This is a genomic window from Streptomyces sp. NPDC039609 (genome assembly GCF_055596705.1).
The window spans coordinates 123,459-142,596 of sequence record NZ_JBVIUJ010000014.1 but is presented as its reverse complement, the minus strand read 5'-3'; the positions used below and the strand labels follow the sequence as shown (position 1 = coordinate 142,596).

Here is a 19,138-nt window from a genome sequence, read left to right as displayed (position 1 = left end):
CGGACTCTCGGCCACCGGGGCGGTCACGGCGCGTACTCCTTGCCGAGCAGCATCCGCGCCACGGTCAGCTTGGTGGCCGCCGCGGTGCCGTCCGCGAGCTGGAGGCCGATGACGTCACGCAGCCGCTGGGCGACCGGGCCGTCCTCGCTCCACCCCTGGTGGCCCATGGTCAGCAGCGCCTGGTGCACCGCCTCCACGGCCGCCTTCGGCGCCCACCACTTGGCCATGTTCGACGGGATACGGGGATCCTCGCCCCGGTCCGCCTTCCACAGCGCCTCGAAGGAGACCAGCCGGGCCGCGTGCAGCAGCGTGGTGTGCTCGACGAGCGGGAACACCACCGACTGGAAGCGGCTGATCGGCTGCCCGAAGGCGGTGCGCCCGGTCGCGTGCGTGTACGCCTCCGCGAGGGCGGCGTCCCCGACGGCGATCGCCATCAGCGCGATGTACGCCCGGGAGACCCCGAAGCCGCGCATCACCGCGCCGAAGCCCCCGCCGGGCGTCCCGACCAGGTCCTCGGGCCCGACCCGCAGACCGTCGAAGACGATCCGGCCGCGTCCGCCGGAACGGCAGCCGAGGTCGGTCAGCGTCTCCTTGCGGACCCGGTCGCCGTCGAGCCGGGTGTAGAACGCGCTGATGCCGTGCGCGCCCTCGCCGCCCGTCCGGGCGAAGACCAGCGCGTGGGTGGCGTACGCGGTGACCATGATCGAGGTCTTCTCGCCGGAGAGCAGCCAGCCGCCGCCGTCGGGCTCGGCGCGCATCTCGATGCCCGCCGCGTCCGTCCCGTGCCCGGCCTCCGTCAGCGCGAGCGCGACCACGGCCTCGCCGCGGGCGATCGGCGGCAGCCAGCGCTCCAGTTGTTCCGGGCTCCCGTTGGCGGCCAGGACGCCGCCGATGAGCGCGGCGTTGAGCACGGGGAAGCACACGGACAGATCGGCCGCCGCCAGCTTCTCGAGCGCGATGCCCGCGCTGACCGCGTCGAGCCCCTGCCCGCCGTACTCCTCGGGCACCCGCAGCGCGAACAGGCCGGCCGCGGCCATGTCCTCGATCAACCCCGGGCGGTACGCGCCGCGCCGGTCGTTCTCTTGACGGTACGGGGCGATCTTCTCCCCGGCGAACTCCTCTATGCGCTTGGCCAGTTCGTCCTGGAGCGCGGTGAAGGCGTAGTTCATGAGGCCGTGCGTCCTTCCTGGGCCCGGAGCCGGTCCCGCAGAGCGAATTTCTGGATCTTTCCGGAGGGCGTCCTCGGCAGCGCCGGCACCAGTTCCAGCCGCTCGGGCCAGTACGTACGCGCCATGCCGAGCCCGGCGAGGTGGCTGCGCACGCCCTCCAGGTCGGGGGCGGCGGCGCCGGTGGTCACGAGGAACGCGCAGGCGCGCTCGCCGAGCCGCTGGTCCGGGTAGCCGACCACGGCGACGTCCCTGACCACGGGGTGGCGCAGCAGGGCCGCCTCGACCTCCACGACCGGGATGTTCTCGGCGCCCCGCATGATCACGTCCTTGACCCGGCCCGTGATCCGTATGCCGCCGTGGCCGTCGGCCCGGGCGAGATCACCCGTGTCGAACCAGCCGTCCGCGGTCAGCGAGGCGTCGTACACGTCCTGGCGCCGGAAGTAGCCCAGGCACTGGGCGGACCCGCGCACCTGGAGATGTCCGGCGGTGCCCGGCGCCACCGGCTCGCCGTCCTTGCCGACGATCCGCACCTGCATGCCGGGCACGGTGGTGCCGTCGCTCTCGGCGGCGCGCAGTGGCGGCTGCTCGGGGCGGGTGACGGTGACACAGCCGTTCTCCGTCATGCCCCACAGCGCGTACACCCGGCACCCGAGCACCTCGCGCGCGTCCTCCACGAGCAGCGGCGCTATCGGCGCGCTGCCGGTGGCGAAGCTGCGCAGCGCCGACAGGTCGTGGGGCGTCTCGCGCTGGGTGTGGATCAGGTCGGAGAGGAAGGTCGGGGCGCCCATGAAGAAGGTCACCCGCTGCTCCTGAAGCGTCCGCAGCATCTGCCGCGGATCCCAGCGGTCCACCTGCACGGCGGTCGCGCCGAGCAGCAGCGGCATCACGAAGTTCCAGGTGAACCCGGCCTGATGGGTGGTCGGCGACCCCATCGCGGTGACCTCGGACCCGGTCAGACCGAGCACGTCGGCCTGCGCCTTGTTCATCGAGTACAGGGTGTTGTGGCTGTGCAGCACACCCTTGGGCTCGCCGGTGGTCCCGGAGGTGAACATGATCTGGGCGGCGTCGTCCGGCCCGGCCTCGATCGTGTCGAGGGAGGCGAGCAGCTCCGGGTCCGGCTCGGGCTCGTACAGATCGCGTACGAAGTCCAGCGCGCCGGCCTCGATGTCACCGGTCCCGGCGCCGAGCAGCACCCGGTGGCGCAGGGTCGGCACGGCCCCGGCGATCTCGGCGCTCATCTCCCCGTAGGAGAAGCCGCGCACCTCGGCGGCGGCGATGTAGACCGGGCTCGCGGTGAGCCGGGTCATGAACTCCACCTCGCGCCGCCGCATCACCGGAACCACCGGACCCGCGATCGCGCCGACCCGGGCGGCGGCCAGGCAGAGCGCCACCAGCTCCCAGGAGTTGGGTATCTGCAGGGTCACCACATCACCGCGGCGGACCCCGAGGCGGAGCAGACCGACCGCGAGCCGGTCGACCCGCCGGGCCAGCTCGGCATAGGTCAGGGTCTCCTGATCGGCACCCTGGTAACAGACCAGAGCCGGCTTGTCCGGCTGCTCACGGGCCCAGCGGCGCAGATCGTGCAGGACGGTCTCGTCCCGCCACCAGCCGGCGGCGCGGTAGGTGTCGGCGGCGGTCAACGGATGCCCCCACGGCGTGAATCGAGCGAGGCGCGGGCACGCTCGGCGATCGCCCGCGCGCTGACCCCGCCCCGTTCGAGCAGAAAGCGCTGGCTCCCGGCGACGGGGACGAACTCGTCCGGCAGCGCCATCCGGTGCACCCGCACCGGGCGTACGGCGCTGAGCGCCTCGGCGACCGCCGAGCCGAAGCCGCCGGAACTCCAGTGCTCCTCCACGGTGATCACCGTGTCGCGCACACCGAGCGAGCTCAGCAGCGCCGGGGTGTCCAGCGGCTTGACGGTGTGCAGGTGCAGCACGTTCGCCGTGATGCCCTCGGACTCCAGCAGGTCGGCCGCCTCCAGGGCGGCGAGCGTCGGGTACGGCCCGCAGGCCGCCAGCGTGACGTCCGTACCGTGCCGCAGCTGCTGGGCCTTGCCGAGCCGCACCGGCGGACCGGCGGGCAGATCGGGGGTGGCGCCCCGGCCGAGCCGGAAGTAGACCGGGCCGCCCAGCGTGAGCGCCTGGCGCAGCAGGTCCCCCGTACTCGCCGCGTCGCCCGGGACCACCACGGTCATGTGGGGCAGCGCCCGCATCACCGCGAGGTCCTCCAGGGCGTGGTGGGTCGGGCCGAGATGCCCGGCCGACACCCCGGAGTGGGTGGCCGCGATCAGCACCGGAAGGTTGCCCATCGCGATGTCGATCTTCACGGCCTCCACCGCGCGGGAGGAGGCGAACGCCGCCATGGTGTTGACCAGCGGGATACGGCCCTCCCGGGCGAGGCCGGCGGCCGTGCCCATCAGGGTGTGCTCGGCGATGCCGAGGTTGAGGTAGCGGTCGGCGGCGGAACCGAAGTCCACCCCGCCGAACAGTCCGGTGTCGCTGTCCAGGACGACCAGCCGCGGCTCGCCGGGGAGCAGTTCGGCGACCGTGTCGCGGTAGACCTCACGGGCGGCACGGGCCGGAGCGGGGGCGGGGGCCGTGGTCATCGACGGTCACCGCCCGCCGGGGTGCCCGCCGAGGCGCGGACCGCGTTGAGCGCCCGCTGGTGCTGCCGTCCGCTCAGTCGGGCGTAGTGGCTCTTGGCCTGGCCCTCGATGAAGGGCACGCCCTTGCCCTTGACGGTGTGGGCGATGATCACGGTGGGCCTGTCCAGGTCCGCGGGCAGCGTCAGCGCGTCTGTCAGTGCCTCCGCGTCGTGGCCGTCGGCCTCGACGACGCGCCAGCCGAAGGCCCGCCAGCGATCGGCCAGCGGCTCGAGGGAGTTGACGGACTCGGTGCCGCCGGTGATCTGGAGACCGTTGCGGTCGACGATCGCGGTGAGGCTGTTCAGCCGGTGTGCGGAGGCGACCGAGGCGGCCTCCCAGACCGAGCCCTCCTGGAGCTCGCCGTCGCCCATCACCACGAAGCAGCGGCGGGCCGAGCCGTCGAGGCGGTTGGCCAGTGCGTAGCCGACGCCGAGGGCGAGACCGTGGCCGAGCGAGCCGGAGGCGATCTCCACGCCGGCGATCTCGGGGTGCGGATGGGCCATCAGGTGGCTGCCGGGCCTGGCGTACTCGTCGAGGTCCTCGGCCGGGAAGTAGCCGGCCTCGCAGAGCGTCGCGAACAGGGCGATACCGCCGTGCCCCTTGCTCAGCAGCAGGACGTCGCGCTCGGGCAGGCCGGGGAAGCGGGGGTCGTGCCGCATCACCCGGAAGTACAGGACGGACAGGATCTCGACGAGCGACATCGACCCGCCCAGGTGGCCGCCCTCGGGGCCGGCGCACATGGCGACGATGTGCTCCCTGATCCGGCCGGTGATGTCGGCGAGCTCAGCCGCGTCGGGGCCGGGTGCGTCCGGGCGGCGCTCGTCGAGGCCGGTGCCGGTGAGATCGGTGCGGGCGGGGGCGCCCCGCAGCAGAGGCGGGCTGCTCATGCCTGGGTCCTTTCGGCTGGTACGTGAGGCGGCTGATGGGTGGGGCGGGGCTGCCGAGGTGAGGCGGCCGAGGGCGCGGGGCTGCCGAGGTGAGGCGGCCGAGGGCGCGGGGGTGAAGGTCAGTTGGGGTGCAGGCCGGTGAACTCGAGGCCGCGCGTCTCGGGCTCCCCGAAGCGCACGTTCATGCACTGCACCGCGTTGCCCGCACCGCCCTTGACGAGGTTGTCCAGCGCCGCGATCACGGTGACGGTCGCCGCGCCCCGGTCCAGGGCGAACCCGACGTCGCAGAAGTTGGAACCGGAGAGGATCTTGGCGTCGGGGAAGCGGTGCATCCCGCGCCGGGCGGCGACGATCCGCATGAACGGCTCGTCGGCGTAGCGGCTCCGGTAGGCGGAGCGGATGGCGCGCTCGTCGACTCCGTCGGCCAGGGTCGCCCGGCTCAGCAGCTGGACGCCGCGGACCGCTTCGACACCGGTCGCCGACATCCGGACGGTGTGCCCGGTGGCCTGGGCGATCTCCGCCTCGTGCCGATGCCGGGTCGGGGCGAACACCCGGAGGGCGCCGCTGCGTTCGGCGTGAAGGTTCTCCGCGCCCGCCTTGGCTCCCGAGCCGCTGGAGCCCGTCCTGGCGTCGACCGTGACATCGCCCGTGATGAGCCCGGCCTCGGCCAGCGGGACGAGGGAGAGGATGCCGGCGGCGGCCATGCAGCCCGGCACGGAGATCCGGTCCGCGGTGCGCAGTCGCTCGCGGTGCAGCTCCGGAAGCCCCTGGACGAAGGTGCCGATCAGCTCGGGGGCCGAGTGCGGGGTGCCGTAGTAGTCCTCGTACACCTCGGGGTCGCCGAGCCGGAAGTCGCCGGACAGGTCGATGACGACATTCGCCTTGGTGAGGAATTCCGGCATCCGCTGCATCGTCTCGCGGTGCGGGGTCGCCAGGAACAGCACGTCGACGCGGGGGAGTTGGTCCTCGGACGAGAACGTCAGCCGGGTGCGACCGCGCAGATTGGGGTGGACGCCGTCGATCTGACGTCCCTGGAGGGTGCGCGAGGTGGCGGCCGCCAGGTCGACCTGGGGATGGTTGACGAGCAGCCGCAGCAGCTCCCCGCCGATGTAGCCGGCCGCTCCCAGCACTGCCGCGCGGATCATGACTCTGCCTTTGCTGTCAGGAGGGCGGCGATGGTGTCCGCCACATCGAGGTCGGTTCCGTAGGTCGACTGCAGGCCGCGGAACTCGACCCGGTCGTTGACCTCCAGGACGGTGAGCCGGCCGCCCGGCTCCTCCAGGAGGTCGACCCCCGCCACACAGGCGCCGACGGTCTCCGCCGCCGCGACCGCGAGCTCGGTGAGATCCGCTTCGAGCGGGCAGCGCTCGCTGACCGCGCCGCGGGCGACGTTGGTGCGCCAGTCCTCGCTCCGGCGGTAGGTGGCCCCGACCGCCCGGCCTCCGACGACCAGGACCCGGATGTCCCGGTCCGCCTTGGCGACCTCGCGCTGGACGTAGACGATGTGCGACTGCGGGGAGGGCAGGGCCGCGAGGTGCTCGAGCACCGCCTCGGCCATCGCCCGGTCGGTGACCCGGGTGACGAGCCGCCCCCAGGAACCGACCAGGGGCTTGATCACCGCGGGGTAGCCCAGTTCCTCCAGGGCCTTCAGGGCCGCGTCCGGGGTCAGGGCGAGCGTGGTCTCCGGGGTCGGCAGGCCCCGGGCGACCAGGGCCGCCGAGGTCTGCCACTTGTCCCCGCAGACGGCCGTGGCGGCGGCACTGTTGAGCACCGTCACGCCCGCCGACTCCAGTGCGGAAGCCGCGTACAGGGCACGGTAGTGACCCACTTCGCGGTTGAGCACGATCTGCGGGCCGTCCCAGGGCGTTCCGGCCCGGACCGACAGAGCGCGGGGGTCGATCTGTTCACAGGCGACGCCGCGCCTCTCCAGCGCGGTCAGGATGTTCTTCTCCTCGAACCGGACCCGGGAGGCGAGGACACCGAGTCGCGCTGCCGCAGAGCTCATCAGGGAAATCTCCTTCTCGTCTTCTCGTCGGGATGGCCGGGCCCGTTACTCGCCCCAGTCCTCCTCGACCTCGGGGGCGAGCAGAAGTCGCGGCGGCTCGACGGACTCGATCTCCAGCTCCAGCCGGCATTCCGGGCACTCGACTATTTCGCTCACCCGGGCATCAGCTCCCAGCGACACCTCGGCGTCGCACTCAGGGCATTCGGGGGCGACAAGGGTTTCCTGCATGGTGATTTCCTCAATTCTTCCGTGGAGTTGGCGAATCGGAAATTACTGTAGTGCCGTCGCGGCGCACTATTCCGTGGTGCTCCGACGCATGATCTGATCGGAACGAGGGCGAGTGCTTATGGGCGTGAAGGGGCCGTCAGGCCACGGCGGTCGCGAGCACGGGAGCGCCGGCGGAGTCGGAGGGGTCCGGGGCCGGGGCGGTGGCCGGTGCGGTGGCCGGTGCGGTGGCCGGTGCGGACGTCGGGCCGGCTGCGGCGCCGGCGGGCGTTTCCGAGGGCGTTTCCGAGGTGAGGGGATAGCCCCGGAGGGCCTGGCGGAATGCCTTCTCCGCGATGGCGGTGAAGCCCTCCGGCACACCTCCCGGAGCCAGCGCCATCGTCACCGGCACCGGCTCGGGCGGATCCGGAAGCCCGGGGCGTACGGACGGGGTCAGGCCCCACAGCTCGTCCCCGTTGGCGACCAGGCAGGTCATCCCGAGGCCCGCCTTGGCGGCCGATCTCAGTCCGATCAGCTCGCTGCTCTCGTACGCCACCCGCCACTCGATGCCCGAGGCGTCGAGGACCTCGCGGACCCGGCCCCGGAGCGTGCAGGGCTCGGGGAAGAGCGCCAGGGGCAGTGCGCCCCGTTCGCCGTGGGCCGGCCGCCCGAACCAGGCCATGCGCATCCTTCCCAGCTCCCGGCAGTCCGTGCCGGAGGCGGGCGGATCGGCCTGGAGCAGCAGCGCCGCGTCGAGCTGACCGCCGGCCAGCTGGGTCGCCAGTTCCTCGCTCGCCCCGGTCCGTACGCTCAGCTGGGCCTGGGGCATCCCCCGGTTCAGCAGCCGGAGGAACTCGGGCAGCACCTCCGCGAGCTGGCTCGACACCCCGATCGAGAGCATGAGCTGGCCCGCCTGCGGGATGAAGCGGTCGACGGCCTCGTCGTTGAGGGCCACCATCCGGCGGGCGTACCTCAGGAGCTCCTCGCCCCGCGGACTGAGCCGCAGATTGCGTCCCGTGGAGGCGAACACCGGGCTCCGGATGAGACCGCTCAGCTGGCGTATCTGCTGGCTGACGGCGGGCTGGGTGATGTGCAGTGACTCCGCCGCCCTCCGGAAACCGCCGAGTTCGACGACGGCCACCAGAGTCCTCAGCCTGTTTATCTGCAAGTCGTGATGCATTCTCCCACCCACATCGTCGAAGGGCGTTCCGTGAAGTCTGCGGCTCAGCCTAGGGTCGGCGGTTTCGACGGCGCCATGGATGCGGTCACGGACCGGATGTGACATCTTCATGTGACGGGTGTGTAGCGCTCAAGAAGGGGTCCGTGGCCGGAATCAACGCCCCTTATTCGAGCCATAAATACAAGCCATCGACTTTCTCCCTCGAAATGCTGTCGGGTGCCTAATGTGAATGGCCGACCGAACATTTCACCGAACACCCGAGGAGACGTCATGCTGGCAGCCACCGCCGGTTCCGCCGTGCAGCAGGGAGTCCAGATACAGCTCGCCGACCCGGCCCTCACCACCCGCAGCCCGGGTGAGGAGTTCGCCTGGTCGGTGCGCGCCGCCGGCCCGGACCAGGACCACGAGGTGCCCTTCCGCGCCCATCTCCCGGCCGTCTTCCCGCTGTTCGCGACCCGCCCGCGGTACGCCGTGCGGCACCTGCTGAAGACGGCGTCGGTCGCCGACGCGCCGGTCACCTTCGTGCACGAGCCGCCGGCCGCGCGGCTGGCCGCCGCCGGCACCTCGTACCAGGCCACCCCCGAGGGCGCCTTCGCCCCCCGCCTCGAGCAGGCCGAGCTCACCGATCTGACGGTGCGCGTGCCGCTGCCCGCCGGGCTTCTGGACCAGCCGGCGCTGCTCGCGTCCTTCGTCGACTACCGCGTGCTCGTCCGGCTCTCCGTCGTCGAGAACGAGACGCTGCTGCACGGCAGCGCCGACAAGGCGATCAGCGGCCTGCTGAACCTTCCGGAGATCCGCCGCGGCACGCTCGGCGAGGACGTGTACGCCGCCATCACCGAGGCTGCCGCCGAGGTCGAGGAGACGGGCGGCTCCTGCGACGGGATCGTCGTCCACCCGTTCACGTACTGGGAGTTGGTCCGTGCCGGTGTCCTCGGCCAGCTGGGAGCGGCCGGCATCACCGTCTCGCGCACCCGCATGATCCCGCGCGGCCAGATCCTCCTCGGCGACTTCCGGGCCGCCGTCACCCTGCTCGTCCCGGGGGTGGCCTCCCTGGCGCTGCGCCGCGGTGGGGGTCCGGACGGTTCCGACGCCATCGAGGCGACCAGCCGGATCGGTCTCGCCGTCCACCTGCCGCAGCACTTCCTGCTGCTGACCCGCGACTGACGCGGACCGACCCCGCGACCGACCCGCGACGACCGCGTCCGGGGCGACCAGACCACGTCAGGCACGCCCGACCGTGTCAGGCCCGCGCCCGATGACGTCGGCCCGCGCCGGATGACTTCGGGCCCGCGCCCGACCGCGTCAGGCCCGCGCCCGATGACGTCGGGCCCGCGCGCCCGATCCGTGTCCGACCGTGTCGGTGGCACCACGAAGGGACCCCCACCACCATGACAGGCCCCTCCCCGCGCGTCCTCTACATCACCGGATGGATGCGCAGCGGCAGCACCCTGCTCGGCAACGTCCTCAACGAGATCCCCGGCGTCCGGCACGTCGGAGAGCTGTACTACCTCTGGCGCAACGGCGTCCTCGGCGCCGGCACCAACTCCAGCTGCGGCTGCGGCAGTCCGCTTCGCGAGTGCCCGCTCTGGGCCGGCATCCTCGCGGCCCTGCCCGAGGGGTCCGCCGATCACACCGCGCACCGGATGGCCACGCTCCAGCAGGCGCTGCTGCGCACCCGGCACACCCCCGCCCGGCTCGCCGAGGCCCGTGGCGAGCGCCCGACCGCCCCCGGCGTGACGGAGCTACTCGACCACTCGGCCTCCGTCTACCGGCAGGTGGCCGCCCTCGGCGGCGACCGCCTGATCGTGGACGGATCCAAGTATCCGGCGGAGGCGGCCGCGCTCCTGGGCCGCACCGACCTGGACGTCCGGGTGCTGCACATCGTGCGGGACCCGCGGGCCACCGCGCTGTCCTACCGCAGCGCCAAGGACTACATCGACCCCATGTCCCCGGCCCGCAGCAGCGGCTACTGGACCGCCTTCAACCTCGCCTCCGAACTGGTCGGCCGGACGGCGGGCGAGCGCTATCTGCGCATCCGCCACGAGGACCTGGCCCGCGACCCCCGCGAGGTGACGACCCGCGTCCTGCGCTTCGCGGGCCTCGACGACGAATCCCCGGTGGACGCATCCGGCCGGATCCCGCTCGGCGCCAACCACACCGTCACCGGCAATCCCGACCGACTGCGCCGCGGCGTCACCCAGATCCGCCCCGACGAGCGCTGGCGCACCGCACTGCCCGGCACCGACATCGTGGCGGCCACGGCGGCGGCCGCACCGCTGCTCTCCCGCTACGGCTACCCGCTCGCCCCGGTCCGGCCCGCCCGGACCGCGGCCGCGGGCTCGGGCTCCGGCAAGGGCGCCGGCTCGGGCTCGGGCACTCGTACGGGCGCCGGCTCCGGCTCTCGCGCGGGCACCGGCCAGGGCTCCGGCAGGAGCTCAGGACCGACCGGGCGGCCTGCCTCGCGGACCTCGGGACCGCCCTCGCGAGGTGAGGCCTCGTGAACCTGGGTCTCTCCGGACGCTCCGCCCTGGTCGCGGCGTCCAGCAGCGGAATCGGCCTCGCCGTGGCCCGCGTCCTGGCCACCGAGGGCGCCGACGTGTCGATCTGCGGCCGTGACCCCGAGCGGCTGGCCCGTGCCCACAAGGAGGTGGACGCCTGCGGTACGGGGCGGGTGCTGAGCACGGTCGTCGATCTGGGCGACGAGGACGCCGCCGCCGGCTGGGTGCGCCGCACCGCCACGGAGTTCGGCGCGCTGCACGTGGTCGTCACCAACTCCGGCGGGGTGCCTTTCGGCCCCGTGGAGGACTTCGATGTCGCCGAGTACCGGGAGGCCGTCAACGCCAACCTGCTGCCCCATGTGTCGATCTCGCTGGCCGCCGCGCCCTATCTGCGGCACGCCGGTTGGGGCCGGATCGTCATGATCACCTCCGAGTCGGTGCGCCAGCCCCATCCGGGCAGCGGACTGTCCTCGGTGGCCCGGCTCGGCGTCCTCGGCTTCGCCAAGGGCCTCGTGCACGCCTTCGGCCCGGCCGGGGTGACGGTGAACGTTCTGGCGCCGGGCTTCCACCGCACCCCGATCCTCGACGTGCAGTACGGCGACGAGGTCGAGGAACGCCTGGCCGAGGTCGCCGCCGGGATCCCGCTGGGCCGGATCGGCCGGGCCGAGGACCTGGGCGCCCTGGTCGCCTTCCTCGCCGGCGAACAGGCCGGGTTCGTCACCGGCGCCGTGCTGGTCGCGGACGGCGGCAACACCCGCGGGATCGGCTGACACCCGCCCCGCCCCGGCCGAGCAGCCCGGACAATCCCGCCGCCCTCACCCGGCCGCCCCGGCCGAGCAACCCGGACAATCCCGCCCCCCTCACCCGGCCGCCCCGGCCGAGCAGCCTGCGGGCGCCTGCCCGGCCGGACAAACCCGCCGGCCCCACCCGGCCAGACAGCCCCGCCCGGCCGCCCTGCCGAGCAGCCCGGACAACCCGCCGGCCGCCGCGGCCAGGAGCCTCACCGGCCACACAGGCCCCCTCACCCCGGCCGCCCCTGTCGTCCCGTCAGCCCTCAGCCCGCCCGCCTCCCCCCGCCCCAGGACCGTCCGCCCTCCCACCAGCCGAAGGAGTTCCGTACATGCCAGCCCTCGGGGAAGTCGCCAGCTCACGCGAGGCCGCGCTCTACGTGGTCAAACTGGGCAGCGCCACCTTGCTCCACAGTCAGGTCTTCGACGAACTGCTCGAACTCAACCGGCGCGGCGCGCGCCTGCTCGTCATCGCCGGGGGAGCGGCCGGCATCCGGGAGCACTACCGGCGCACCGGCCGCGAAGTCCGCACCCTGCTCTCCCGCAACGGCGACGAGATCCGCTACTGCCCGCCGGAGGAGATGCGGCACATCGTCGCCGCGTACGAGGAGGTCACCCTGCCCCTGGTGGAGGAGGAGCTGACCAGGCGTGGACTCTCCGTCTTCGCGGCGGTCGCCCGCACCGGCGCGCTCGTCAAGGCCACCGTCAACGGCCCGCTGCGCGTGCAGGAGGACGGCAGGACCCGGGTGATCCGCGACCACCGCGCGGGCACCGTCAGCTCCGTGGACGTCCCCAGGCTCAACGGCCTGCTCGCCACCTTCGACGTCGTCTGCCTCTCCCCGCCGGTCGGCGACGCCGACGGAGGTACGGCGCTCAACGTGGACGCCGACGTGCTCGCCGCCGAGGCCGCGCTGGCCCTGGACGCCGACCATCTGCGGCTGGTCACCGGCACCGCCGGGCTGCTCACCGACCCGGCCGACCCCACCAGCAGCCTGCGCCACCTCACCGAGGGCGAGGGCCGGCGCTACGCCAAGGGCCGGATGCGCCAGAAGGTCAGGGCCGCCGAGATCGCCCTCAAGGGGACCTCCGACACCGCCATCACCGGGCCGCACACGCTGTCCGCCGCCGGCGCCACCTGGTTCTGGCGGGCCCCCGCCCCCGCCCCCGACCTCGATCTGCTCGCCCGCACGGTGGAGCTGTCCTCCGTCTCGCGCGACGAGCGGGAGATCGCCGAGTTCCTCGCCGAATGGTGCGCGGAGCGCGGCATCAAGGCGGAGATCGACGCCGCGAACAACCTGGTGGCCACCAAGGGATCGGGCTCCCGGCGGCTGCTGATGCTCGGTCACCTGGACACCGTTCCGCACCGCTGGCCCGTCCGCTGGGACGGTGAGGTGCTGTCCGGGCGCGGCTCCGTGGACGCCAAGGGCAGTCTGGTGACCTACCTCCAGACCCTCGCCGACTTCGACCCGCCCGAGGGCGTCGAGGTACGGGTGATCGGCGCCGTCGAGGAGGAGATCACCGGCGCCGGCGCCTTCCACGTCCGCGACGCCTACCCGGCCGACGCGGTCGTCGTGGGCGAGCCCAGCGGCGCCGAGGCCCTCACCCTCGGCTACTACGGCCTGGTCAAGGTCCGGTACGGCGTGGAGGAGCCCACCGGGCACACGGCCGGCGAGGGCGTCCGTACCGCGGGCGACCGGATGGTCGAGGTGCTCGCCAAGGTCCCGGGGACGGTGGCCGGACTGCACCCGGACGCACTGACCGCCGTGCTCGGCGTACGAGCCCTCAACCAGGGCGACGCGCAGGTCGGCGAGGCCGTCGTGGACGTCCGCGTACCCCCGGGGCTGGACGTGGAGACGACCGTGGACGCGCTGTGCGCGCTGGCGACCGCCCCCGTGCGGATCGACATCCTGCGGGCCACCCCCGGAGTGTCCACCGGACGCACCAGTCCGCTGGTCAAGGCCTTCCAGCGGGCCTTCAGGGCGGAGGGGATCACCCCTCGGTACCTGATGAAGAAGGGCAGCAGCGACATGAACACGCTCGCCACCACCTGGCACGACGTCCCCATGGTCGCCTACGGCCCCGGTGACGCGAAGCTCGACCACACCCCCGACGAACACCTGCACGCGGACGAGTTCCGGCGGGCCCAGCGCCTGCTGGCCGCCGCGGTCCGAGAATGGAGCTTGCTGTGACCGTCCTGACGGCCGCCCCCGGGCACGACCGCGCGGCCCCCGTCGTCCACTGCACCTGCTACCCCGGCTCGACCCTCTGGCTGACCGGTCTGCCCAGCGCGGGCAAGACCACCCTCGCGTACGCCACCGCCGAACTGCTGCGCGCGCACGGCAGACGCGTGGAGGTCCTCGACGGCGACGAGCTGCGCCGGACGTTCTCGGCCGGCCTCGGCTTCTCCCGCGCCGACCGGATCGACAACGTCGAACGCATCGGCCGGGTCGCCCAGGTGCTCGCCCGCAACGGTGTGACCGTCCTCGTCCCGGTGATCGCCCCCTACGCCGAGTCCCGCGACACGGTGCGCTCCTGGCACCGGGAGAGCGGCACCGACTTCCTGGAGGTCCATGTCGCCGCCCCGCTGTCGGTCTGCGCCCGCCGGGACGTCAAGGGCCTGTACGCCCGGCAGGCGGCGGGCGAGATCAGCGGTCTGACCGGGGTGGACGACCCGTACGAGGAGCCGGCCGCACCCGATCTGAGGATCGCCTCGCACACCCAGAGCGTCGCCGAGTCCGCCCAGGAGCTGCTCGATCTGCTCACCCGGCGGGGACTGCTCGCCGGCGCGGACGAGAAGGAGAGGAGTGCCGCATGACCGCCACGACCGTCACCTCGGCCGTCACCACGTTCGCCGCCCCGTCGCTGCCCCCCGTCCGGACCGGCGACGCCTTCGGACTCTCCCACCTCGACGCCGTCGAGTCCGAGGCCGTCCACATCTTCCGGGAGGTGGCGGGTGAGTTCGAGCGGCCGGTGATCCTCTTCTCCGGCGGCAAGGACTCCATCGTCATGCTCCACCTGGCGCTCAAGGCCTTCGCGCCCGCGCCGCTGCCCTTCTCCCTGCTGCACGTCGACACGGGGCACAACTTCCCCGAGGTCCTCGACTACCGCGACCGCGTGGTCGCAGAGCACGGCCTCCGGCTGCACGTCGCCCGGGTGCAGGACTTCATCGACGACGGCCGGCTGCGCGAGCGCCCGGACGGCACCCGTAACCCGCTGCAGACCGTGCCCCTGCTCGACGCCATCGCCACCGGCCGCTACGACGCGGTGTTCGGCGGCGGCCGTCGGGACGAGGAGAAGGCCCGCGCCAAGGAGCGGGTGTTCTCGCTGCGCGACGAGTTCGGTGCCTGGGACCCCCGCCGCCAGCGCCCCGAGCTGTGGTCGCTGTACAACGGCCGCCACGCCCCCGGCGAGCACGTCCGGGTCTTCCCGCTCTCCAACTGGACCGAGCTCGACGTCTGGCAGTACATCCAGCGCGAGAAGATCGCCCTGCCGGAGATCTACTACGCCCACCACCGCGAGGTCTTCGCCCGCGACGGCATGTGGCTGGCCCCCGGCGACTGGGGCGGCCCGCGCGCCGACGAGCACCTGGAGACCCGGCTCGTCCGCTACCGCACGGTCGGCGACATGTCCTGCACCGGAGCCGTGGAGTCCACCGCCGCCACCGTCGAGTCCGTGATCGCCGAGATCGCCGCCTCCCGGCTCACCGAACGCGGCGCGACCCGCGCCGACGACAAACTCTCGGAAGCCGCCATGGAAGACCGCAAACGCGAAGGGTACTTCTAGCCGTGAACCTCACCGAAGCTCCGAACACCGCGCCGTACCCGACCGGTTCATACGCCGCCGACCAGCACACCGCCGACCCGCACAGGGCGGTGGACACGCTGCGGTTCGCCACCGCCGGCTCCGTCGACGACGGCAAGTCCACCCTGGTGGGACGTCTCCTGCACGACTCCAAGTCGGTCCTCGCCGACCAGCTGGAGGCCGTCGAGGCCGCGTCCCTCAAGCGCGGCCAGGAGGCGCCCGACCTGGCCCTGCTGACCGACGGACTGCGCGCCGAGCGCGAACAGGGCATCACCATCGACGTGGCCTACCGCTACTTCGCCACCGCCCGCCGCCGGTTCATCCTCGCCGACACCCCCGGCCATGTGCAGTACACCCGCAACATGGTCACCGGCGCCTCCACCGCCGACCTCGCCCTCGTCCTCGTCGACGCCCGTAACGGCGTCGTCGAGCAGACCCGCCGCCACCTCGCCGTCGCCGCCCTGCTGCGGATCCGCCACGTCACCCTCGTGGTCAACAAGATGGACCTGGTGGGCTGCTCGGAGGAGGTGTTCGCCAGCACCGCCGCCGAGTTCTCCGACTGCGCCGCCGCCCTCGGCGTCGAGCGGGTGACCGCCATCCCGATCTCGGCGCTGGCCGGCGACAACGTCGTACGCCCCTCGGAGCGCATGGACTGGTACGCGGGGCCCACAGTGCTCGAGCACCTGGAGTCGGTCCCGGTGGGCGCCGATCCCCGTACCGAGTCCGCCCGGCTGCCGGTGCAGTACGTCATCCGGCCGAACACCGCCGCACACCGCGACTACCGCGGCTACGCGGGGCAGATCACCTCCGGTGTGCTGCGGGTCGGCGACCGGGTCACCGCGCTGCCGTCCGGCGCGGTGAGCACGATCGCGGCCATCGACACCCTGGACGGCACCGTCACCGACACCGCCTGGGCGCCCCAGTCGGTGACGGTCCGGCTGACCGACGAGCTGGACATCGCCCGGGGCGACCTGCTGGCCCCGGCCGCCGCCGCGCCCCGCGCCGTCCGGCTGCTGACCGCCACCGTCTGCCATCTCGGCGAGCAGCCCCTCCACGCCGGCCGGCAGGTCCTGCTGCGGCACACCACCCGCACCGTACGGGCCGTGGTCGTGGAGATCACCTCGCGGCTCGACCTCCAGGACCTCTCCGAACGCCCGGGGCCCGACACCCTCGGCGTCAACGACATCGGCCGGATCGTCGTCCGCACCGCGGAGCCGCTCGCCCTGGACGGCTACGCGGACTTCCGCCGCACCGGCTCGTTCCTGCTCATCGACCCCTCCGACGGCAGCACCCTCACTGCCGCGATGGCGGACGGGCCGAGCTCCGCGGAAGGGGTGTGACGCCATCGCGAGATGACCATGAGAACTTCATGTCGGCCCGGTGACACAGGCACTGTCGGCCCTTCCCGGCGCCCAGCAGACTCTTCCCCGTCAGCAGGTCAACGACTCCAGGAAGGGCCGACATGAACCTCACCGTCGCCACCCCCGTCACCGTCACCCCGGTCACCGAGGACCTGGTCATAGAGGACTTCGGCGCCATGGCCACCGAGCCGTACCAGCCCGGTACGTGCATCTGCTGGATGGGCGACTCGGTCGCGGAGTAACCGCCCGCACCTCGACGCACACCACCGACCGCAGGCCGCACACCAGACAGGGGGAAACACGGTGGCACACCGCCAGGGCACCACGACCGGACTCGGGTTCAAGCCTCATCTGAAGGCCGAAGTCGTCCCCGGAGAGGGCGTGTTCCTCATATCCGAGCGTGGAGTGACCGCGCTGCGAGGATCCTGCGTCACCGCTCTCGCCCCGCTGCTCGACGGCACCCGCACCCTCGACCGTCTGATCGCCGACGCCGCCGGCTCCCTCCCCGCCGACCAGGTACGCCAGGTCGTCACCCGGCTCCTCGGCTCCGGACTGCTGTCCCACCGGGCGCCGGACACGGCCACCGCCGGCTCGGGCGAGGCGTTCTGGGAACTGGCCGGAGTGGACGGCGGCGAAGCCGCCCGCCGCACCGGCAGCGCGGCCGTCGCCGGCCTCGGCCGCGGCACGGAGGCGGGCGCGGGCACCGAGGAACTGCTCGCCGCGCTGGCCGCGGCCGGCCTGCGCATCCACCGCGCCGACACCGACGACGAACCCCCCGGTCTGGCCGTCGTCCTCTGCGACAGCTACCTCGACCCCGCGCTCGCCGAACTCGACGCCACCTACCGCGCCCATGGCACCCCCTGGCTGCCCGTCCGGCTGACGGGCGAACAGCCCTGGATCGGCCCGGTGTTCCAGCCGGACGACGGGCCGTGCTGGCACTGCCTGGCCGAACCCCTGCGCCGCAACCGCCCCGCCGAGACCTATCTGGGACAGGCCCTCGGACGCCCCGTCAGCGTGCCGCCCTCCGGTCTCGCCGCGGGCCGCGCCGTCGGTCTCCACCTGGCCTGCCTCGAAGCGGTCAAGTGGATGGCGGGACATCGCCACTCCGGCCAGAACGCCCTGTGGACGATGGACACCCTGACCCTGGCCGGCCGCCACCATCCCGTACGCCGCCGCCCCCAGTGCCCGTCCTGCGGCGACCCCGAGATCACCGCCCGCCGTATCTGGGCACCGGTCCGGCCGGTCAGCCGGCCCAAGTCCGGCACCGGCACCGGCACCGGTGAGCGGTCCCTGACCCCCGAGGAGATGCTGGAGACCTACGGCCACCTGGTGGACGAACTGACCGGCGTGGTCAAGGAGGTACGCCGCGACCGGCGCGACCCCGGCTTCCTCAACTGCTTCCACTCGGGCCACAACCCGGCCACCTCGCCCACCGGACTCGCCGCGGTCCGCGCCGGTCTGCGCAGCCACAGCTCCGGGAAGGGCACCACCCCGCTGCAGGCCCGGGTCAGCGCCCTCTGCGAGGCCGTCGAGCGCCACAGCGGCTACCGGCAGGGCGACGAACCCACCCTCCGCGCCACCTACCGCGAGGTCGCCGACCGCGCCGTCCACCCCGACACGGTCCAGCTGTTCCACCCCCGTCAGTTCCCCGACCGGGCCGCCTGGAACGCCGAGCACGGCCCGGCGCACCGGATCGTCGTGCCCTTCGACGAGGACACCCCGGTCGACTGGACCCCGGTCTGGTCGCTCACCGAGGACCGCCACCGGCTGCTGCCGACCTCGATGCTCTACTACGACGCGCCCTGCCCCACCGGCTTCTTCTCCGCCCACTCCAACGGCACGGCGGCCGGCAGCTCCCGCGAGGACGCCATCGTCCAGGGCTTCCTGGAGCTCGTCGAACGCGATGCCGTGGCCCTGTGGTGGTACAACCGCACCCGCCAGCCCGGCGTGGACCTCACCTCCTTCGCAGACCCCTGGATCGAGAAGACCCGGGCCGCCCACGCCGACCTGGACCGCGAGCTCTGGGTCCTCGATCTCACCAGCGACCTCGGCGTCCCCGTCTTCGCCGCGCTCTCCCGGCGCACCGACAAGCCCGCCGAGGACATCACCCTCGGATTCGGCGCCCACTTCGACCCCCGGGTGGCGCTGCGAAGAGCCGTGGCCGAGGTCAACCAGATGCTGCCGCCCGTCGTCAACGTGACCGCGGACGGCGCCGGTTACACCTGTGACGACTCCGCCGCACTGAACTGGTGGAGATCCGCCACCACCGCGAACCAGCCCTATCTGCTCCCGTCGGGAAGACCGGACCGCACCCCCGCCGACTTCCCGTACACGCCGCGCGCCGACCTGGCCGACGACGTGGCCGCGGCGGCGCAGCTCGCCCGCGGTCTCGGCAGCGAACTCCTGGTCCTCGACCAGACCCGGGCCGACATCGGCCTGCCCGTCGTCAAGGTGATCGTGCCCGGACTGCGCACCTTCTGGACCCGCTTCGCCCCCGGCCGGCTGTACGACGTCCCGGTACGCCTGGGCCGGCTGGCCACCCCCACCCGCTACGAGGACCTCAACCCGGTCCCGCTCTTCCTGTAACACCCGTCGCGCGCC

17 protein-coding genes are annotated in these 19,138 nt (G+C 73.0%); 9 read left to right on the top strand and 8 right to left on the bottom strand.

Features of this window, described 5'->3' with window-relative positions; translation table 11 throughout:
- Positions 1-23: 23 nt before the first annotated feature.
- From ACZ561_RS33475 to ACZ561_RS33440, 8 genes are all read right to left on the bottom strand, one after another.
- Entirely contained in the window at positions 24-1,169 is a 1,146-nt protein-coding gene (locus tag ACZ561_RS33475) for an acyl-CoA dehydrogenase family protein (protein WP_471002396.1), read from the bottom strand.
- The gene (locus tag ACZ561_RS33470) at positions 1,166-2,809 is read right to left on the bottom strand and encodes an AMP-binding protein (protein WP_471002393.1); all 1,644 of its coding nucleotides are present in this window, start codon (positions 2,807-2,809) and stop codon (positions 1,166-1,168) included. The genes ACZ561_RS33475 and ACZ561_RS33470 overlap by 4 nt, the downstream gene beginning before the upstream one ends.
- Positions 2,806-3,774, bottom strand: a complete 969-nt coding sequence (locus ACZ561_RS33465; RefSeq protein WP_471002390.1) for a transketolase family protein — start codon at positions 3,772-3,774, stop codon at positions 2,806-2,808. The genes ACZ561_RS33470 and ACZ561_RS33465 overlap by 4 nt, the downstream gene beginning before the upstream one ends.
- Entirely contained in the window at positions 3,771-4,700 is a 930-nt protein-coding gene (locus ACZ561_RS33460; RefSeq protein ID WP_471002387.1) for a transketolase, read from the bottom strand. Before ACZ561_RS33460 ends, ACZ561_RS33465 begins: the two co-directional genes overlap by 4 nt.
- Positions 4,701-4,819: 119 nt before the next feature.
- Positions 4,820-5,845, bottom strand: coding sequence for an N-acetyl-gamma-glutamyl-phosphate reductase (gene argC, locus ACZ561_RS33455; RefSeq protein ID WP_471002384.1), 1,026 nt, complete (start codon positions 5,843-5,845; stop codon positions 4,820-4,822).
- Entirely contained in the window at positions 5,842-6,705 is an 864-nt protein-coding gene (locus ACZ561_RS33450) for a RimK family alpha-L-glutamate ligase (protein WP_376433342.1), read from the bottom strand. The genes argC and ACZ561_RS33450 overlap by 4 nt, the downstream gene beginning before the upstream one ends.
- Positions 6,706-6,750: 45 nt before the next feature.
- The gene (locus ACZ561_RS33445; RefSeq protein ID WP_471002381.1) at positions 6,751-6,933 is read right to left on the bottom strand and encodes a lysine biosynthesis protein LysW; all 183 of its coding nucleotides are present in this window, start codon (positions 6,931-6,933) and stop codon (positions 6,751-6,753) included.
- Positions 6,934-7,069: 136 nt separating this feature from the next.
- Positions 7,070-8,089, bottom strand: coding sequence for a LysR family transcriptional regulator (locus ACZ561_RS33440; RefSeq protein WP_471002378.1), 1,020 nt, complete (start codon positions 8,087-8,089; stop codon positions 7,070-7,072).
- A 270-nt stretch (positions 8,090-8,359) separates the two neighbouring features.
- Here ACZ561_RS33440 and ACZ561_RS33435 point away from each other — a divergent pair, with 270 nt between their 5' ends.
- From ACZ561_RS33435 to ACZ561_RS33395, 9 genes are all read left to right on the top strand, one after another.
- Entirely contained in the window at positions 8,360-9,253 is an 894-nt protein-coding gene (locus tag ACZ561_RS33435) for a family 3 encapsulin nanocompartment shell protein (protein WP_471002375.1), read from the top strand.
- Between the two features lie 224 nt (positions 9,254-9,477).
- The gene (locus ACZ561_RS33430; protein ID WP_471002372.1) at positions 9,478-10,590 is read left to right on the top strand and encodes a sulfotransferase; all 1,113 of its coding nucleotides are present in this window, start codon (positions 9,478-9,480) and stop codon (positions 10,588-10,590) included.
- On the top strand, positions 10,587-11,357 hold the full coding sequence (locus tag ACZ561_RS33425) for an SDR family NAD(P)-dependent oxidoreductase (RefSeq protein WP_471002370.1): 771 nt from the start codon (positions 10,587-10,589) through the stop codon (positions 11,355-11,357). Before ACZ561_RS33430 ends, ACZ561_RS33425 begins: the two co-directional genes overlap by 4 nt.
- Positions 11,358-11,707: 350 nt before the next feature.
- The gene (locus tag ACZ561_RS33420) at positions 11,708-13,564 is read left to right on the top strand and encodes a M20/M25/M40 family metallo-hydrolase (protein WP_471002367.1); all 1,857 of its coding nucleotides are present in this window, start codon (positions 11,708-11,710) and stop codon (positions 13,562-13,564) included.
- Positions 13,561-14,190 carry an adenylyl-sulfate kinase gene (cysC, locus tag ACZ561_RS33415; protein WP_376433353.1) on the top strand — a complete coding sequence of 210 codons (630 nt, stop codon included), beginning with the start codon at positions 13,561-13,563 and terminating at the stop codon, positions 14,188-14,190. Before ACZ561_RS33420 ends, cysC begins: the two co-directional genes overlap by 4 nt.
- Positions 14,187-15,158 carry a sulfate adenylyltransferase subunit CysD gene (gene cysD / locus ACZ561_RS33410; RefSeq protein WP_471002364.1) on the top strand — a complete coding sequence of 324 codons (972 nt, stop codon included), beginning with the start codon at positions 14,187-14,189 and terminating at the stop codon, positions 15,156-15,158. The genes cysC and cysD overlap by 4 nt, the downstream gene beginning before the upstream one ends.
- An 89-nt stretch (positions 15,159-15,247) precedes the next feature.
- Positions 15,248-16,516 (top strand): sulfate adenylyltransferase subunit 1, encoded by a 1,269-nt coding sequence (locus tag ACZ561_RS33405; RefSeq protein WP_471002571.1) that lies wholly within the window; start codon positions 15,248-15,250, stop codon positions 16,514-16,516.
- 122 nt (positions 16,517-16,638) lie between these two features.
- Positions 16,639-16,779 carry a hypothetical protein gene (locus tag ACZ561_RS33400; RefSeq protein WP_376433357.1) on the top strand — a complete coding sequence of 47 codons (141 nt, stop codon included), beginning with the start codon at positions 16,639-16,641 and terminating at the stop codon, positions 16,777-16,779.
- A 61-nt stretch (positions 16,780-16,840) separates the two neighbouring features.
- The gene (locus ACZ561_RS33395; RefSeq protein ID WP_471002361.1) at positions 16,841-19,123 is read left to right on the top strand and encodes a TOMM precursor leader peptide-binding protein; all 2,283 of its coding nucleotides are present in this window, start codon (positions 16,841-16,843) and stop codon (positions 19,121-19,123) included.
- Positions 19,124-19,138: the final 15 nt, after the last annotated feature.

Excerpts from the sequence above, each read along its gene's own strand:
- ACZ561_RS33475 (WP_471002396.1), bottom strand. The coding sequence starts at position 1,169 with ATGAACTACGCCTTCACCGCGCTCCAGGACGAACTGGCCAAGCGCATA.
- ACZ561_RS33465 (WP_471002390.1), bottom strand. The coding sequence starts at position 3,774 with ATGACCACGGCCCCCGCCCCCGCTCCGGCCCGTGCCGCCCGTGAGGTC.
- ACZ561_RS33460 (WP_471002387.1), bottom strand. The coding sequence starts at position 4,700 with ATGAGCAGCCCGCCTCTGCTGCGGGGCGCCCCCGCCCGCACCGATCTC.
- argC (WP_471002384.1), bottom strand. The coding sequence starts at position 5,845 with ATGATCCGCGCGGCAGTGCTGGGAGCGGCCGGCTACATCGGCGGGGAG.
- ACZ561_RS33450 (WP_376433342.1), bottom strand. The coding sequence starts at position 6,705 with ATGAGCTCTGCGGCAGCGCGACTCGGTGTCCTCGCCTCCCGGGTCCGG.
- ACZ561_RS33445 (WP_471002381.1), bottom strand. The coding sequence starts at position 6,933 with ATGCAGGAAACCCTTGTCGCCCCCGAATGCCCTGAGTGCGACGCCGAG.
- ACZ561_RS33440 (WP_471002378.1), bottom strand. The coding sequence starts at position 8,089 with ATGCATCACGACTTGCAGATAAACAGGCTGAGGACTCTGGTGGCCGTC.
- ACZ561_RS33435 (WP_471002375.1), top strand. The coding sequence starts at position 8,360 with ATGCTGGCAGCCACCGCCGGTTCCGCCGTGCAGCAGGGAGTCCAGATA.
- ACZ561_RS33430 (WP_471002372.1), top strand. The coding sequence starts at position 9,478 with ATGACAGGCCCCTCCCCGCGCGTCCTCTACATCACCGGATGGATGCGC.
- ACZ561_RS33420 (WP_471002367.1), top strand. The coding sequence starts at position 11,708 with ATGCCAGCCCTCGGGGAAGTCGCCAGCTCACGCGAGGCCGCGCTCTAC.
- cysD (WP_471002364.1), top strand. The coding sequence starts at position 14,187 with ATGACCGCCACGACCGTCACCTCGGCCGTCACCACGTTCGCCGCCCCG.
- ACZ561_RS33400 (WP_376433357.1), top strand. The coding sequence starts at position 16,639 with ATGAACCTCACCGTCGCCACCCCCGTCACCGTCACCCCGGTCACCGAG.